The sequence below is a fragment of the Nocardia sp. JCM 34519.1 genome (assembly GCF_020361265.1).
GTDB lineage: Bacteria > Actinomycetota > Actinomycetes > Mycobacteriales > Mycobacteriaceae > Nocardia > Nocardia arthritidis_A.
On record NZ_JAIRBR010000006.1, the window covers coordinates 369,137 to 383,018 of the forward strand.

14 protein-coding genes and 1 tRNA gene are annotated in these 13,882 nt (G+C 65.3%); 8 read left to right on the top strand and 7 right to left on the bottom strand.

Annotated elements, in window-relative coordinates; translation table 11 throughout:
• Positions 1-60: 60 nt before the first annotated feature.
• On the bottom strand, positions 61-1,515 hold the full coding sequence (locus tag LGY53_RS18765) for a carotenoid oxygenase family protein (RefSeq protein WP_225727942.1): 1,455 nt from the start codon (positions 1,513-1,515) through the stop codon (positions 61-63).
• A gap of 82 nt (positions 1,516-1,597) precedes the next feature.
• Between LGY53_RS18765 and LGY53_RS18770 the strand changes: the two genes are divergently transcribed.
• Both LGY53_RS18770 and LGY53_RS18775 read left to right on the top strand, forming a co-directional pair.
• Complete coding sequence (locus LGY53_RS18770) at positions 1,598-2,329, top strand: TetR/AcrR family transcriptional regulator (protein ID WP_225727943.1); 732 nt, start codon at positions 1,598-1,600, stop codon at positions 2,327-2,329.
• Between the two features lie 123 nt (positions 2,330-2,452).
• Complete coding sequence (locus LGY53_RS18775; protein ID WP_225727944.1) at positions 2,453-4,006, top strand: acyl-CoA carboxylase subunit beta; 1,554 nt, start codon at positions 2,453-2,455, stop codon at positions 4,004-4,006.
• 37 nt (positions 4,007-4,043) lie between these two features.
• Here LGY53_RS18775 and LGY53_RS18780 read toward each other — a convergent pair whose 3' ends face one another.
• Complete coding sequence (locus LGY53_RS18780; RefSeq protein WP_225727945.1) at positions 4,044-5,744, bottom strand: cutinase family protein; 1,701 nt, start codon at positions 5,742-5,744, stop codon at positions 4,044-4,046.
• A gap of 630 nt (positions 5,745-6,374) precedes the next feature.
• Here LGY53_RS18780 and LGY53_RS18785 point away from each other — a divergent pair.
• From LGY53_RS18785 to LGY53_RS18805, 5 genes are all read left to right on the top strand, one after another.
• The gene (locus tag LGY53_RS18785; protein WP_225727946.1) at positions 6,375-6,917 is read left to right on the top strand and encodes a hypothetical protein; all 543 of its coding nucleotides are present in this window, start codon (positions 6,375-6,377) and stop codon (positions 6,915-6,917) included.
• 225 nt (positions 6,918-7,142) lie between these two features.
• Entirely contained in the window at positions 7,143-7,562 is a 420-nt protein-coding gene (locus LGY53_RS18790; protein WP_225727947.1) for a hypothetical protein, read from the top strand.
• 145 nt (positions 7,563-7,707) lie between these two features.
• Complete coding sequence (locus LGY53_RS18795; RefSeq protein ID WP_225727948.1) at positions 7,708-8,037, top strand: hypothetical protein; 330 nt, start codon at positions 7,708-7,710, stop codon at positions 8,035-8,037.
• Between the two features lie 205 nt (positions 8,038-8,242).
• Complete coding sequence (locus LGY53_RS18800) at positions 8,243-8,491, top strand: hypothetical protein (RefSeq protein ID WP_225727949.1); 249 nt, start codon at positions 8,243-8,245, stop codon at positions 8,489-8,491.
• A 191-nt stretch (positions 8,492-8,682) separates the two neighbouring features.
• Positions 8,683-9,144, top strand: a complete 462-nt coding sequence (locus LGY53_RS18805; RefSeq protein ID WP_225727950.1) for a site-specific integrase — start codon at positions 8,683-8,685, stop codon at positions 9,142-9,144.
• Positions 9,145-9,160: 16 nt separating this feature from the next.
• On the opposite strand, the gene LGY53_RS18810 is transcribed toward LGY53_RS18805, so the two are convergent.
• From LGY53_RS18810 to LGY53_RS18825, 4 genes are all read right to left on the bottom strand, one after another.
• Positions 9,161-9,233: transfer RNA gene (locus tag LGY53_RS18810), tRNA-Arg, on the bottom strand.
• Between the two features lie 92 nt (positions 9,234-9,325).
• Positions 9,326-10,150 carry a DUF1542 domain-containing protein gene (locus LGY53_RS18815; RefSeq protein ID WP_225727994.1) on the bottom strand — a complete coding sequence of 275 codons (825 nt, stop codon included), beginning with the start codon at positions 10,148-10,150 and terminating at the stop codon, positions 9,326-9,328.
• Between the two features lie 74 nt (positions 10,151-10,224).
• Positions 10,225-11,706: an NAD(P)/FAD-dependent oxidoreductase gene (locus LGY53_RS18820; RefSeq protein WP_225727951.1), complete on the bottom strand. Its 1,482-nt coding sequence runs from the start codon at positions 11,704-11,706 to the stop codon at positions 10,225-10,227.
• Between the two features lie 71 nt (positions 11,707-11,777).
• Positions 11,778-12,920: an acyl-CoA dehydrogenase family protein gene (locus LGY53_RS18825; protein WP_225727952.1), complete on the bottom strand. Its 1,143-nt coding sequence runs from the start codon at positions 12,918-12,920 to the stop codon at positions 11,778-11,780.
• An 83-nt stretch (positions 12,921-13,003) separates the two neighbouring features.
• Here LGY53_RS18825 and LGY53_RS18830 point away from each other — a divergent pair, with 83 nt between their 5' ends.
• Entirely contained in the window at positions 13,004-13,627 is a 624-nt protein-coding gene (locus LGY53_RS18830; RefSeq protein WP_225727953.1) for a TetR/AcrR family transcriptional regulator, read from the top strand.
• On the opposite strand, the gene LGY53_RS18835 is transcribed toward LGY53_RS18830, so the two are convergent.
• A complete protein-coding gene (locus LGY53_RS18835; protein WP_225727954.1) occupies positions 13,624-13,842 on the bottom strand; it encodes a CopG family transcriptional regulator in 219 nt (72 codons plus the stop codon). The genes LGY53_RS18830 and LGY53_RS18835 overlap by 4 nt on opposite strands.
• Positions 13,843-13,882 lie beyond the last annotated feature (40 nt).

Genomic DNA, 13,882 nt, shown 5'->3' on the forward strand with positions numbered 1-13,882 from the left:
GACCTGCCTGACCGCAGCCGGTTTCACCGCGAAAGGGGAGTCCTCGGCAGCACGGCGGGCTCAGTCGGCCACCCAGCTGCCGTGGAATCCCAGCGATACCGGTTTCGGAAGGTGGATGCGGGCCAAGGGATTTCCGGTGAAGTCCTGTGCGGAGAGGATCACCAGGTCCGAGGCATTGCGCTCCGGATTGTTCACGTAGGCGAGTGCGTAGCCGTCGTCCTCGGTCTTGCTCTGCGCCGCCGGCACGAACACCGCTTCACTGGCGGCCGCGTTCGGGCCGAACCGGTGAACTTGCGAATTCCCTTCGGACAAGTCGTGTTTGATCAATGCGTTGCCGAAGGAGTTGGCCGGCTTGTCGAGGTAGGTGTCGAACAGGTCACCGGGCGAGGCCGAGTAGCCGTACCGGTGCCTGCGTGACACCAGACTTTCCTTGACGCGCGGGAACTCCTGCGGCCGATCGTCCAGCACGCGCCGCCGCGCCTGGCCGAGCGCCAAATCGATTGTCCAGCGCTCCAATACGGGCGTGCCCGAGGCCGACGGTCCGCCGAAGCCCTGCTTGCCCGCTACCTCGAAAGGCGCCGGGAACGTTGTCAAATCCACTGTCACCGTGGAGCCTTCGTCGTAGGCGTTGAGCGTGTGGGAGTAGAACACCGGATCCACGGCGAACCAGTTGACCGGGCCGCCTGCCCGATCCATGACGCCCACCCTGGCCGCGTGGTCGACGTTCCATTTGTAGGGCACCACCTTGCCCGGTTGGGGGTCGAATGTGACCGGTACATCGAAGATCACCACATAACGCTCGGTGAGCGCGAAGTCGTGCATCATCGGATGGTCGGCGACCTCGATCCGGGTGGTCCGCACCACGCGGCCGGTCCGGTCGACGACCAGGTGCCGCACGTGATCCCAGGTCGGGTGGTAGGTCACCGCGTGCAGTTCATCGGCCTGCTCATCGAATTTGGTGTGCGCGGTGTAGGAACCCGTCAGCGATCCGCCGAAATCATAGGGCCCCAACGTATTCAACTCTCTGTCGAGTTCGTACGGCGGCGGCCCGCTCTCCTGCAGCGTGAGTATCCGGCCATGATGGTCGATGACGTGCGTGTTGGGCGCGAAGTCTTCCGCGGGCACCGGCCACCGGTACGGCTCACCCAGCTTTGCCGCGACCCCGGACGAACGCACCCAACGGTTGCGGTACCACTCGGCCCGGCCGTCACGCAGCCGGACGCCGTGCACCATGCCCTCGCCCGACATCCAGTGGTGCGCGCGCGGATCCTCCAGGCCGAGCACGTTGGGCCCGGTGCGTAGATAACACCCGTTGAGCTCGCTCGGGATGCGGCCGGTGACCGGCAGCGCGAACGCGGTCACTTCCTCTCGCGCCGGCGCGAAGGCGCCCTCGAGGAATGGGTACCGCTCTTGGCCGGCGCCGGCGGGCGGCGCGTCGAGGTTGGCCGCGGTCACTCCGAGAACGGTCAACGCGGCCGCGCCCCGAAGGATGTCGCGCCTGCTCGATTCCGCCATGGTCGATCCTCCGAATCAATTTTAATAGTGTGTGCCATGAACAGTTTATGGCTTTACCTGTTTTGGATGCAAGGATGTCCAGGTGGACGAGGACAGGATCGAGTTGCTGCCGCCCGGCACCGCATTGGCCTGGGGGCATGCCACGACGCCACGGCGGGGGCCGAAACCGGCTTACAGCGTCGCGCAGATCGTCGCGGCGGCCCTCGCTCAGGCCGACGCCGAGGGCTATGCGGCGCTGTCCATGCCGTCGATCGCCATGCGTCTCGGCATCACGGCCAATGCGCTCTATCGGTACTTGCGCTCCAAGGAGGAACTTCTCGTCCTGACCGCGGACGCCGGTTGGGGCCTGCCGCCGGAACCGCTGCCCGAAGGCTGGCGTACCGCGGTCACCGCCTGGGCGCGCGCTCAGCTCGAGCGCATCCGCGTACACCCCTGGCTGATCGAACTCCCGGTGCGCGGCGGACCCACCACACCCAACCAACTGCGCTGGCTGGAAGTCTTTCTGGACGCGATGGCCGACACCGGGCTGGACAACGAGGACCTGCTGGGCTGCGCCGTGCTGGTCGACGGCTGGGTGCGCAGCACCGCATCCCTACTTCGCGACGTGCGCGCGAGCGTGCCCGACGAAAACACCCGTGCGCTGGCCGAATTCCTGCGGCCACGACTGCTCGAACGCGGCTACCCGCGGGTCGCGGCCATCCTCACCGACAGCCGCTACCGCAAAGGCGGTATGGACGACACCGATGTGGAATTCGGCCTCGGGCGGATCCTGGACGGCATCGAGGCGCTCATCAATCGCCGCGGCGGGCACTGAGCCCGAAGCAACGTGCCGCACCCCAGCCGTCAGGTGCTCGAAAGGCGTTGATCTCCCATACGTTGTCGATACCGCTTAACCTCGCTGGTGCACAACCGTTTGACTGAGAAGGTGGCACGAGGCGTGATCGGTACGCGGGCGAAGCTCGATGAATTGGCAAAGATCCTGGAGATCGCCGCGGAACCGGCGGGTGAGGCCGGTGCGGCCAAGCGGGCGAAGAAGGGCGTTCCAAGCGTTCGGGAGCGGGTGAACATGCTGCTCGACCCCGGAACGTTCATCGAGACAGGTGCGCTGGCCCGGCAACCCGGTCAATCGGATGCGCTCTACGGCGATGGACTGGTTACCGGTCGCGGGTCGATCGGGGGACGTCCGGTGGTGGTGATCTCACACGATCAGACCGTGTACGGCGGGTCGGTCGGCGTCACCTCCGCCCAAAAGTTCATGCGGGCACTGCAATTCGCGTTCGACAATGCATGCCCGGTGGTGACGATCAACGATTCGGGCGGTGCGCGCATCCAGGACGCGGTGGGTTCCATCGCCTCGTTCGGTGACATTTCGCGGGTGCTGGAGAAATTGTCCGGCTACGTGCCGCAGGTGTCGATCATTCTCGGCAAATGTGCCGCGGGTTCGGTGTACGGGCCGATCAACACCGACGTGCTCATCGGCACCAAGGACTCCTACATGTTCGTCACCGGGCCGGAGGTGATCAAGGCCGTCAACGGTGAGGAGGTGACCGCCGAGGAGCTCGGCGGCGCCCAGGTACAGGCCGAACGCGGGACGTTGCACCATGTGGCCGACACCGAGCAGGAGGCCTACGCCTGGGCCCGCGATTACCTGAGCTACATGCCGACCAGCTGCCTCGAGCAGCCGCCGATCGTGAATCCCGGCCTGGAACCGGAGATCACGGCTTCCGACCGGGAGCTCGACACGATCATCCCGGATTCCGATCGCGCCGGTTACGACATGCACGAGATCCTGCTGCGGATCTTCGACGACGGCGGATTCCACGAGATCCGCGCCGCGTTCGCGCCGAATCTGATCACCGGATTCGCCAGGGTGGACGGATATCCGGTCGGTGTCATCGCCAACCAGCCGCTGGTGCTCGGCGGTTCCATCGACGCCGCCTGCTCGGACAAGTCGACCTATTTCATCCGGCTGTGCGATGCGTTCAACATTCCGCTGGTGTTCGTCGCCGACACCCCGGGCGTGCTGCCCGGCCTCGCGGAGGAAGCCAGCGGTGTGATCATCCGCGGCGGCCGTGTCCCGCGCGCGATCATCGAGGCGACGGTGCCGATCATCAACCTGGTGGTGCGCAAGTCCTACGGCGGTGCGTACGGCATGATGGCCGCCCGGCAGGTCGGCGCGGATATCAGTTTCGCGTGGCCGACCGCCCGAATCGCGGTGATCGGCGCGGAAAGCGCGGTCGACCTACTCGGTAAACGCCAGTTGGCGGCGATGCCGGAGGAACAACGCAGCGCGGCACGCGAATTCATGATCAACCATTACAACGAGACGATCGCCACCCCGTGGGTGGCCGCCGAACGCGGCTACATCGACGCGGTCATCGAACCGTCACGGACCCGCCTGGAAATACGCCACGCCCTACGCCTGTTGCGCGACAAGCCGACGGTCAAACCGGAATTCAATCCGCGCAAGCATCCGGTGTACCCGATGTGAGTCGCGAAAGGCGTTGCGCCCTCGGCGGGATTCGCGCTTAGAGGTTACGCGTCAGATAGCGGGCGACCAGCCGTCCGAGCCCCCACAGGGCAGCGCTGACGCTCAGCAGGATCAGCAGCCAGGTGAGGTATGGCTCCGGGCGATGGCCGTAGCCGAGCGGATGCGGATCTCCGGACTGCCGACTGTGGGTATCCGGTGCCGACGGTTGCTCGGCCATATTCGAAACCTGTATCGGCGCAGGCTGTTCCGGTGTGGCGACGGGGTCGGGAGTGGGCGGGTTCGGCGCGGTTGGCGCGAGGCCGACCGGTGTGGGTGCGGCGCGGGGGATCCGGTGCCCGGCCAGGTCACGGGCCACCGCGGTGAACCAGTCGGTGACGAACCGGACGGCGGGATCGCCACCGGTGGTGAAGGCCGCGACCGCGTAGGCGCCATGCCTGCGGACGGTGTCGAGGTATTTTGACCAGATCTCCGGATCGAGCAGTTGGCCGCCCTCGGCGATCACTTGACCCACCGCGTCGAAGATCTCGCTGAGCAACCGATGGGCAGCCGGGCGGGGCGGCGGATTATGCGCTGCCGCAAGGATTTTCTGGGCCAGGCAAGCCAGGCCCGCCAGCGGGTCCGTCGCGCCGACGGTCATGACCTCGGCGAGATCACCCATCGGCAATGCGGTGCCGGTAAGGGCGAGGGTGACCGAATTGAACGCGCTCGCAGCGATTTTCGATAACGCCTGTCGGACGTCCGGGGTTTCCCTGGGATCGGAGGCCTCGGCCAGCCGCCTGCTCAACGGCAGGCCGGGAGCCAGTGCGAGGGTGCCGAGGGAATAGCCGAGGACATCCTGATTCACCACGGCGGTCGCGGTTTTGGCCGCGGTTTCCCGCGCGACCTCGGCGATCGAGGCCAGCGCCGCGAGCGGATCGGCCGGATCCAGCTCGGACTGCCCGGCGATATTGACCAGCATCCGCAACAGCGGTATACCGGTCGGCGCGTCGCAGGACAGATCGCCGGGGATGCAGAACGAGGCCACCCGGCCGGTGAGCGCGCCGAAATCAGTGGCGATATCGCGCTCGGGTCCGATACCGCCGCCCGACGCGGTCTCCTGCGCGGCCACCGACAACCCGGATACATTCGCCCCCGTGGTTCCCGGCGCCGGATCCGGGCCGGAACTGCCTGGCGCGCCGGGGAACAGCGGTGCGGCGGGCCCCCGCGTCGGATCAGCCAACAACGCCACCGCGGCCACCCGATCCGCGGGCACCACACCGGCGCCCTGGCCCACCTCCTGGGCGAACATCGAAACGATATGCGCCCCTTGGGAATAACCCACCATACCGAGTTCGGTCGCCGGACAGTGCCGCACCACCTCGGCGGCCATCTCCCGCAGCTTGTCCAGTCCACCGGACACCGATGCCGAATACGGCAACGGCCCACCCGGTACCGCGCCCCCGAATCCCGCCGCATAGGGCACGTAGGCGCGGGCGACCAACGCGTGCCCCATTCCGGTCAACGGCCCCAAAATCGTTGCCAGCAGTCCTGAATCGCTTGTGAGATCGGCATCCGGGGCGGACTGGCCGGTGCCCTGCACCCCGAGCACGTACAGCGGTGGACAACCCTGGTCGGGTACCGCGGACGGGTCCTCCGATTCCGCTCGCGCGGTGCCCGCGCCCATCACGGCAAGGCAGACCACTAACGCCGCGCCCGCTGCCCGGCACCGGACCGAAGGCAATAATCTTCCGTACAACATCCCACCTTGTCGACAGGAAAATCTCAGTGGCACAGCACAATTCGGTCGGACCGTGGCTCGCGGTCTCGGGTGAGACCGGGAAGGCCGGTCTCACCCGAGACCGGTGTGCTAGGGAGCGAGCAGAACGCGAACCACGTCGAGCAAACCGACGATCAGATGGCCGACTATTCCGAGGATCATATGTCTCCTAAATTCGTGTGAACTGGGCATTTGACGCTTCTCTGCACGGATGTCGAATGGCGCTGTTCCGTGCTGCAGGCACATCCTCGGCCAACGCGTAGCTACCAGGAAGGGCTAGTGCCGCAACGTCATTCGGTACGGCCCAGCCGCCGGATGGGTGCCACCGCGAAAGTTGTTCCGGGACATCAGTTCGGATCGGTGTCGGCATCGGACCTGGCCGGATGGCCATGCCGGAGCTTTGATATCCCTTGTCGCCCAGCCGATGTCGGAGATCGCCGTCGAGCGCGCCTGCCATCCGCGTCGTCCGTGGCAACGAAGATATGTCGGTGCCTGCTTCGGCCTGATTGCGTGTAGAAGACCGGGCGGCAGAGCTGCTGATCCTGGACAGCAATACGGGCTGGGGACTTACCGGAAATTCTTTTCTTTAACCGAGATATGGAGGTTGTGGCAATGATCGAGAAAGTGTTGGGGCCGGGCATTCGTGCGAACCGCGGTATCGGTGCATTTCTCCGGGTGCCGGTTATCGTAGCAGGATTTATTGCGGTGATGTTGTCCGCGGTGCCCGCTCACGGTCAGATCGACGAAGATACCGAGGACGAGAATATTATGAAGATCGCCTACGACATGGGCCTTTGTGAGGGGGTGCATGAGAATCGGTGGTACAAAGAGATGGCTGTATGGCTCGACCTGGAACCGTACGAAACCGTGGGCAACCAAGGTATTCAATCGGAGGCCCGCAACAGTCTGTACGGTGACGATGGCTTCAACAAGAATACGCGCGAGAAAATGTGCACTAATAGGAAAATTTACAACGATAAGGTCAAGGAAAAGGCGTCCAACCTCAAGCTGGAACTCAAACCTGGCTGTGAAATAGCGACAAATCTCCAGAAATTCTACGACGAAAAGGAGCACTTGTTGGCGTGGATCATGGATGGCGAGAAGCTGAATTGGCCGGAGGCTTCGAGGCCACAGATGCCCTCCTGTGAGCACTGATGTCACCGGGCAATCCACAGGTCGCCGAAGGCCGGACTGATGACCTCCTGCGCCAGCTGATCGCCTGTCTGACAAGGTAACTCGATCATCGGTTGGACGTCGGATAGTGCCGATTCCGGGCGTACCAACGGGTGCGGTCGTTGGCGCACAGTCGATCTCGTGCGTCCGGTGCGCCGGGAGTCGGTCCCTTACCTCAGCGTCGAGCGGCGCGCAGGTCGATGAGCCATGCTCACTGCGCTGGCCTTCGGGCTGGTCGACGCGGGCACGGGAGGGTGGCTGCGCCCGGGCCCCGCAGTCGTATTGCTGGTGGCCGTGCTGGCCGGTGGCGTGCTGGCGGCGGTGGAACGGCGCGCTCTGGTGCCGGTGCTACCTCCGAAACTGTTGCGGCTGAGTCGGATTCGAGTGGACCTGACGGTCGCGGTGCTGGCCCAGCTCATCTACTACGGTCTGCTCTTCGCGCTGTCCCAATGGATGGTGTCCGGGCACGACATGACACCACTGCAAGCCGGTATGGCCTTTCTACCGATGACAGTCCCAATCGTGGTGGTGCCCATGCTCACCGGACGGCTGCTGCCCCGCCTCGGCACCCGGCCGCTGATGGGCGCCGTCGCCCAGATAGATTGGCCAACAAGGGTTTTGACCTAGCGATTTGCCGCTAGACGGTGCTACCGGATGGGACGGCGTGTCACCGGTTCACTCCCCGCTCACTCCCCGCGCCTCTGACTGTCCATACTTGCCGCCCTTCGGTCGGGCGGGGAGTCGGGCCCTTCCGGGCGTACCATCCGATCGTATGGGTGAGCCCACCGATGAACTGACGTTGGAGATCATGCGATCGCTTGAGATGAATCTCGAATGGCGAAGATCCTTTGATCCGACCGACGTTGACGGCATCGCCGAGGCGCGCAGATCATGCCGACGAGCCGGTCGTGCCCTCGGCTTCAGGATTGCAACGCACCAAAGCGACCCTGCGCTGCGGGAGGACGGTCGGGTCGTTGTGTCCGTCGTCGTGACTCAGGGGATGGACCCGGAGACTATGGCGCGGTTGGAGAAGCGGGCGCTCTTGCTGATGAATGACTTTCATCGCCGTCACTTTGAGCAGCCCCACGATCCGGGTTCGTGACCGCTGATTGCGGGGTACCGCTGTCGGCGTGTCGGGACTGGTTGTCCGGCAGGGGGTTTGGGTTCACCATCCAGAGATGAGTGAATCCCGTCAGCAGCGTCGTGCTCGTGAGCGTGCCGAGCAGAAGGCCGCTTCCCGTCCTGGGCCGAATGTTCCTCCGTCTTCACCACCGCGGGCACGTGGCTCCGAGGTTGTCGAAGTTGAGTTGACAAGGCATTACGAACCGCACGACCCGGATATCAACTTCTGGGCGGCGACGTGGGGTCTACGCGACTCGGACTTCGGCATCAACGAGCAGTTGGACGGTGCGCGGGAGTTGGTGGAGCTCATCGTTGACGATATTCGTGATCGTTGGGGTAATGATTACGACCTGACCATCGAGTGGACGGTCGACGGATGGCATGCGGATGAGGAACTGGCAGCACAGGGGATTGTGCTACCTGAGCGGGCCTGATCGGTAGGCATCCGCCCAATCGTCCGATACGACTCGTATATGCGTGACCAGCAGATGTGGGCATCGGCTGCGAAGGTGAGCTGATGGGATCTCGTCGGCGAGCTGGCGTGGGCTGCGACGGCCGACGCTCCGGTGAGGGGCGGAGCGCAGCGGAGCCCCGTCTCGCCGCTGTGGGTCGCAGCGCGCCGCTCTTGAAGGCGCTGGTGGCCGAAACCGGCGAGATCGGCGACGTGAAGACACATCAGGCGCGGACGGTGCCGCTCCCGGAATTCCTCGTAGAAGATCTCGGCCGGTACCTCGATGGAAAGAAGGCGGACGAGCTGGCTTTCCCGTCACAGCGAAATACGCCGCTGCGGAATCGCAATTTTCGGCGTGACGTGCTCGATGATGTGGTTGAACGGCTGGCGCTGGACATCGCGCCGCAGAACCTGCGCGATATGGCGGCCAGTCTCGCGATCCAGGCTGGCGCGTCGGTGGTGGCGGTTTCTTGGATGCTTGGCCACGAATCACCGTCGACGACGCTGAAGCACTACGCGGCGTTTTTCCCGAGTGACCTGCTCGAAGTGGCGTCGAAGCTGGATGTGCAGGCGCGGGCGGCACGGGACCGGCTCGGCGGTGACGCTCCCCACACACTCCCCACGGATTCGGAGTGAATCGCGAAAGTTGTTGTGCCCTCGGCAGGATTCGAACCTGCGACACCGGCTTTAGGAGAGCCGTGCTCTATCCCCTGAGCTACGAGGGCGGGTGGATGGTGATCCACCGGGACGATGGGAGTCTACCGGGTGTGGGCGGGTTGGGTCGCATCGCTGGGGTGTGACGGTGGTCGGGCCGGGGTTAGAAGTCGCCGCCGGAGTCGAAGCCGCCATCGAAACCGCCGCCGCTGTCGAAGAAGTCGCCGCTGTCGTAGCCGCTCGAGTCGTAGCCGCTGTTGTCGTAGTTGCCGGAGTCGTAGCTTGCGTCGTTGTAACCACTGCCGTCGTAGCCGCTGTCCGCGGCGGCCAGTCCGTCTTGGTAGCCGTCGCCGTAGCCGCTTTCGAAGCCTTGGGCGTCGTAGTGCACGCCATCCATACCGGAGAACAGGGTGGTGAACAGGAGTGCGGAGCCGAGGCCCCAGGCGCCGCCGATCAGCGCGGGTTTCCACCACGGCTCGGAGTACCAGCCCGCGGGGACGGGGCGTCCGGCGACGCGGCCGCCGGGATAGTAGTTGGGTGTGCTGGCCGACGGGTTCGGGGATGCGGTGATCTGCCTGCCGTCGTAGTCGATGGTCCGGTTCTCGGTGACTCGACCCGCGGTGTTCTGGCCGTCGAGCGCGGGCACTTCGGGGCCGGGGTCCATATTCATGGCGGTGCGTGCGGCGCGGATGTAGTAGAGCCCTTCCAGCGCGGTCTGTTTGGCGAGGCGCGCCTGTGCGGGTGTACGGGCCTGCTCGAGCTGCGAGCCGGCGGCGATATGCCGCTCGGACGCGTCGGCCAGCGCCTGTTTGGCCGCCTCGTTGCTGCCGGTGAGGCTGTATACCTGGCCGCCGAGCCGCTCGTTCACCTGGCGGGCGTCGGCGAGCGCATCGGCCAGTTGCAGTTCCGCGAGCTGTTTGGTTCGGCGGGACTGCACGATGACGAATGCGGCGACGGCGACGACGATCACGATGATCAGCAGCAGGATGGTCACTGTTCGCACCTCTTCCGTCCGGTGTGTCGAACAGTGCCCAAGCCTAGTGGGTCGGGCATAGTGCCTGGTCAGCCGACCGCGCCGAGTGGCAGCGCCGCCTGTCGTTCGGTGTAGTCGGCCGGGTCGAATGTCCTTGTTTTCCACCGGTAGAGCACCGTCGCGCCGGGCCAGTTGTTGGTGATCCGGCCCGCCGCGTTGCGGTACCAGCTGGAGCAGAAGTTCCACGGCGTGTCTTCGAGCCTGCGCTGCAGCCAGTCGTCCCAGCGCTGTTCGGCGTCGGCCCTGGCGGCCAGCGAGCGACCGGGCCGATCGGTGAGATATTCGACGACCTGGCGGATATAGCGCGCCTGCGATTCCAGCATGTAGACGATCGAACCGGAACCGACGTTCGTATTCGGTCCGTACATGATGAACATATTGGGAAAGCCGGGAACGGATAGTCCCAGGTAGGCGCGGGCGCCCGCATCGCCCCAGACATCGGCCAGCTTGCGTCCGCCCGCACCGTAGATATTCATCGGCGCGAGGAATTCCGTACCTTTGAAGCCGGTGCCGTAGATGATGACGTCCACCTCGTGTTCGACGCCGTCCGCGGTGCGGATGCCCGATGGGGTGATCGCCTCGATCGCCGAGGTTTCCACGGTGACGTTGGGTTGGGTCAGTGCCGGGAAGTAGTCGTTGGAGAAGAGTCCGCGTTTACAGCCGGCCGCGTAATCGGGTGTCAGCTTGGCCCGCAGCTCCGGATCGGTGACCTGTCTGGTGCGGTGCCGGTCGGCGAGCGCGATCACCGGGGTTTTGATGGCGGGAATGTCGGTGAGCGCCAACGCCATAACCTCGAAGAAGGACCATACGGCGAACCGCTCGGCCAGCCTGCTCGGCGGGAAGTACTTGAACAGCGCGTGATGCAGCGCGCTGTATTCGGTATCCGGTTTGGGCAGCACCCAGGCGGCCGAACGCTGAAACAGGGTGAGGTGGGCCGCTTTCGGCTGAATGCGCGGAATGTATTGGATCGCACTGGCTCCGGTGCCGATGCAGGCCACCCGCTTACCGGTGAGGTCGACGCGATGGTCCCATTCGGCAGAGTGGAAGGCCGGGCCGGTGAACGCGTCGATGCCCGGCAGATTCGGCATGGCGGGCCGGGACAGCTGGCCGACCGCCGGGATCAGCAGGTCGGCAACGAGATTCGCGCCGTCGGCGGTGGTGACGGTCCAGCGGCCCGCGCGCTCGTCGAATTCGGCGTCGGTGACCTCGGTGCCGAACCGGATGTAGCGCGCCAGTCCGTACTTCTCGACCACCGTGCGCATATACGCGTGGATGTCGGCCTGTTCCGAAAACCGCCGTGGCCAATCGGATTTCGGCTCGAACGACCACGAGTACAGCGGGGACGGTACATCGCATGCGGCGCCGGGGTAGGTGTTCTCCCGCCAGACGCCGCCGAGGTCGGCGGCGCGTTCCAGGATGAGGAAGTTGTCCAGGCCGTTGCGGCGCAGGTCCAGTGCCAGGCCGAGTCCGGCGAAGCCCGCGCCGATGATGATGATGGACGGCGATGTCATGATCTCAGCGTACGGGCGGGTACCCGCAGGTCAGGAGAGATCGCCGGACAGTGAATCCATATTTTCGGCCATCAGTTGGCGGCGAGCTGACGCGCGATCACAAGCCGCTGGATCTGGTTGGTGCCCTCGAAGATCTGCATCACCTTGGCCTCGCGCATATACCGCTCCACCGGGAAATCCTGGGTGTAGCCGTAGCCGCCGAAAACCTGGACCGCGTCGGTGGTGACCTTCATGGCGGCGTCCGTCGCGATCAGTTTGGCCACGCTGGCCTGGCGTGAGTAGGGGAGTCCGGCATCGCGGCGGCGGGCGGCGTCGAGGTAGGTGGCGCGGGCCGAATCCACCGCCGCGGCCATATCGGCGAGCAGGAAGCCGAGGCCCTGATGGTCGATGATGTGGCGGCCGAACGCTTCTCGCTCCTTGGCGTAGGCGACCGCGTCGTCGAGTGCGCGCTGTGCCAGGCCGGTGGCCACCGCGGCGATGCCGAGACGTCCCGAATCGAGGGCGCTGAATGCTATCGAAAGCCCTTGTCCCTCTTCGCCGATCAGCCGCTCTTCGGGCACGAACGCAGCGTCGTAGGCGGCCGTTGTCGTCGGGATGCCGCGCAGGCCCATCTTCTCCTCGGGCTTGCCGAAGCTCAGCCCCGCCGTGTCGCGCGGCACCAGGAAGCAGGAAATGCCGCGGGAGCCATCGCCGGTCCTGGCGAACAGCGTGTAGAAATCGGCCTTGCCGCCGTTGGTGATCCACGCCTTCGATCCGGTGATCCGATATCCGCCATCGACTTTCGTGGCCCGGCAGCGCAGCGCGGCGGCATCCGATCCGGCCTGCGGCTCCGAAAGGCTGTACGCGCCAACGGTTTCGCCGGACAGCATATCGCCGAGCCAACGCTTTTTCTGCGCATCGGAGCCGAAGGTGAACAGCGGATGGCAGGACAGGCCGTGCACGCTCACCGCCACCGCGACCGCCGCCCAGCGGCTCGCCAACTCCTCCAGCACCTGCAGGTAGACCTCGTACGGTTGACCACCGCCGCCGAACTCCTCGGGATACGGCAGGCTCAGCAGCCCGGCCGCGCCGAGCGCGGGAAATACGCCATCCGGGAACGTCGCGGACTTCTCGCATTCGACGACCCGCGGCTCCAGCACCTTGTCCGCGATATCCCGGGTCAACTCGAGCAGGTCCCTGGCCTCCTGTGTCGGCAGCATCCGCTCAACCGCCATCTCGGCTACCCCGCAATCTCGTGACGAACGACACCTGATTGCATGCAATGTAGCACGCATTTATGGCCGTCTACACTGGGCGAATGGTTTCGCCGCTACCGCCGAACAAACATCAGGAGAAGAGCCTGCGCACGCGGGCGACGCTGCTGGACGCGGCCGTGGATAGCCTGGCCGAGGTCGGCTACGGCGGTGCGTCGATCGCCGATATCACCGCGCGCGCCGGGGTGACGCGCGGCGCTCAGCTGCACCACTTCCACACTCGGGAACAGCTTTTCGCGCAGACCATCGGGCATCTGACGCAGCGGCAGCGGGAGGCTCTGCAGCGGCGGCTGCGTACGCTACCCGTGGCGTGCACCGGTGGCGCGGTGCTCGTCGAGTTGGTGACGGCCACCTTCGCGGGCAAGCTCGGCAAGGCATCGGTGGAGCTCTACGTCGGCATAGCCAACGACCGCGTGCTACGCCGCGAGATGCTGCGCGCCCAACACGATCTCACCCTCGAACTGCTCGCCGCGTGCACCGACCGCATCGATCCCGGAATCGACAGCGCGCGAATCGAATCCGCCTTCTGGTTGACCATCAACCTGGTCCGCGGCACCACCCTCGACGAAATGGTCGGCCGAGACCGCCTACGCCGCAAGCAGGTCCTGGCCGACTGGACCGAACTCGCGGAGCTAGCCCTGCGCCGCGACCCCGAACCGCGTGACTAGTCCGCGCCGCGGCGTCTGATGTCGCTCTTCCTGATCGGACCACCTAAGTCGAAACTCTCCTCGGCGGTGAACATCGGCGTGCACCAGCGTCGGTGACGCATGAGGTAGTCGCGCAGAGCCGCGCGGACGATTTCCTGCCTCGATCGGCCCTCGGCGGCGGCGAAGTCGTCGAGCGCCGCTTCTTCCTCCGCCGAGAGGTGTATCGACCATGTCATGCGTCAATTGTGCCGCCGTGCCTCTGGCTGCCGAGCGGAT

Coding starts and splice junctions, on each gene's coding strand:
- LGY53_RS18765 (WP_225727942.1), bottom strand. CDS start 1,515: ATGGCGGAATCGAGCAGGCGCGACATCCTTCGGGGCGCGGCCGCGTTG.
- LGY53_RS18780 (WP_225727945.1), bottom strand. CDS start 5,744: ATGTTGTACGGAAGATTATTGCCTTCGGTCCGGTGCCGGGCAGCGGGC.
- LGY53_RS18785 (WP_225727946.1), top strand. CDS start 6,375: ATGATCGAGAAAGTGTTGGGGCCGGGCATTCGTGCGAACCGCGGTATC.
- LGY53_RS18790 (WP_225727947.1), top strand. CDS start 7,143: ATGCTCACTGCGCTGGCCTTCGGGCTGGTCGACGCGGGCACGGGAGGG.
- LGY53_RS18795 (WP_225727948.1), top strand. CDS start 7,708: ATGGGTGAGCCCACCGATGAACTGACGTTGGAGATCATGCGATCGCTT.
- LGY53_RS18820 (WP_225727951.1), bottom strand. CDS start 11,706: ATGACATCGCCGTCCATCATCATCATCGGCGCGGGCTTCGCCGGACTC.
- LGY53_RS18825 (WP_225727952.1), bottom strand. CDS start 12,920: ATGGCGGTTGAGCGGATGCTGCCGACACAGGAGGCCAGGGACCTGCTC.
- LGY53_RS18830 (WP_225727953.1), top strand. CDS start 13,004: ATGGTTTCGCCGCTACCGCCGAACAAACATCAGGAGAAGAGCCTGCGC.
- LGY53_RS18835 (WP_225727954.1), bottom strand. CDS start 13,842: ATGACATGGTCGATACACCTCTCGGCGGAGGAAGAAGCGGCGCTCGAC.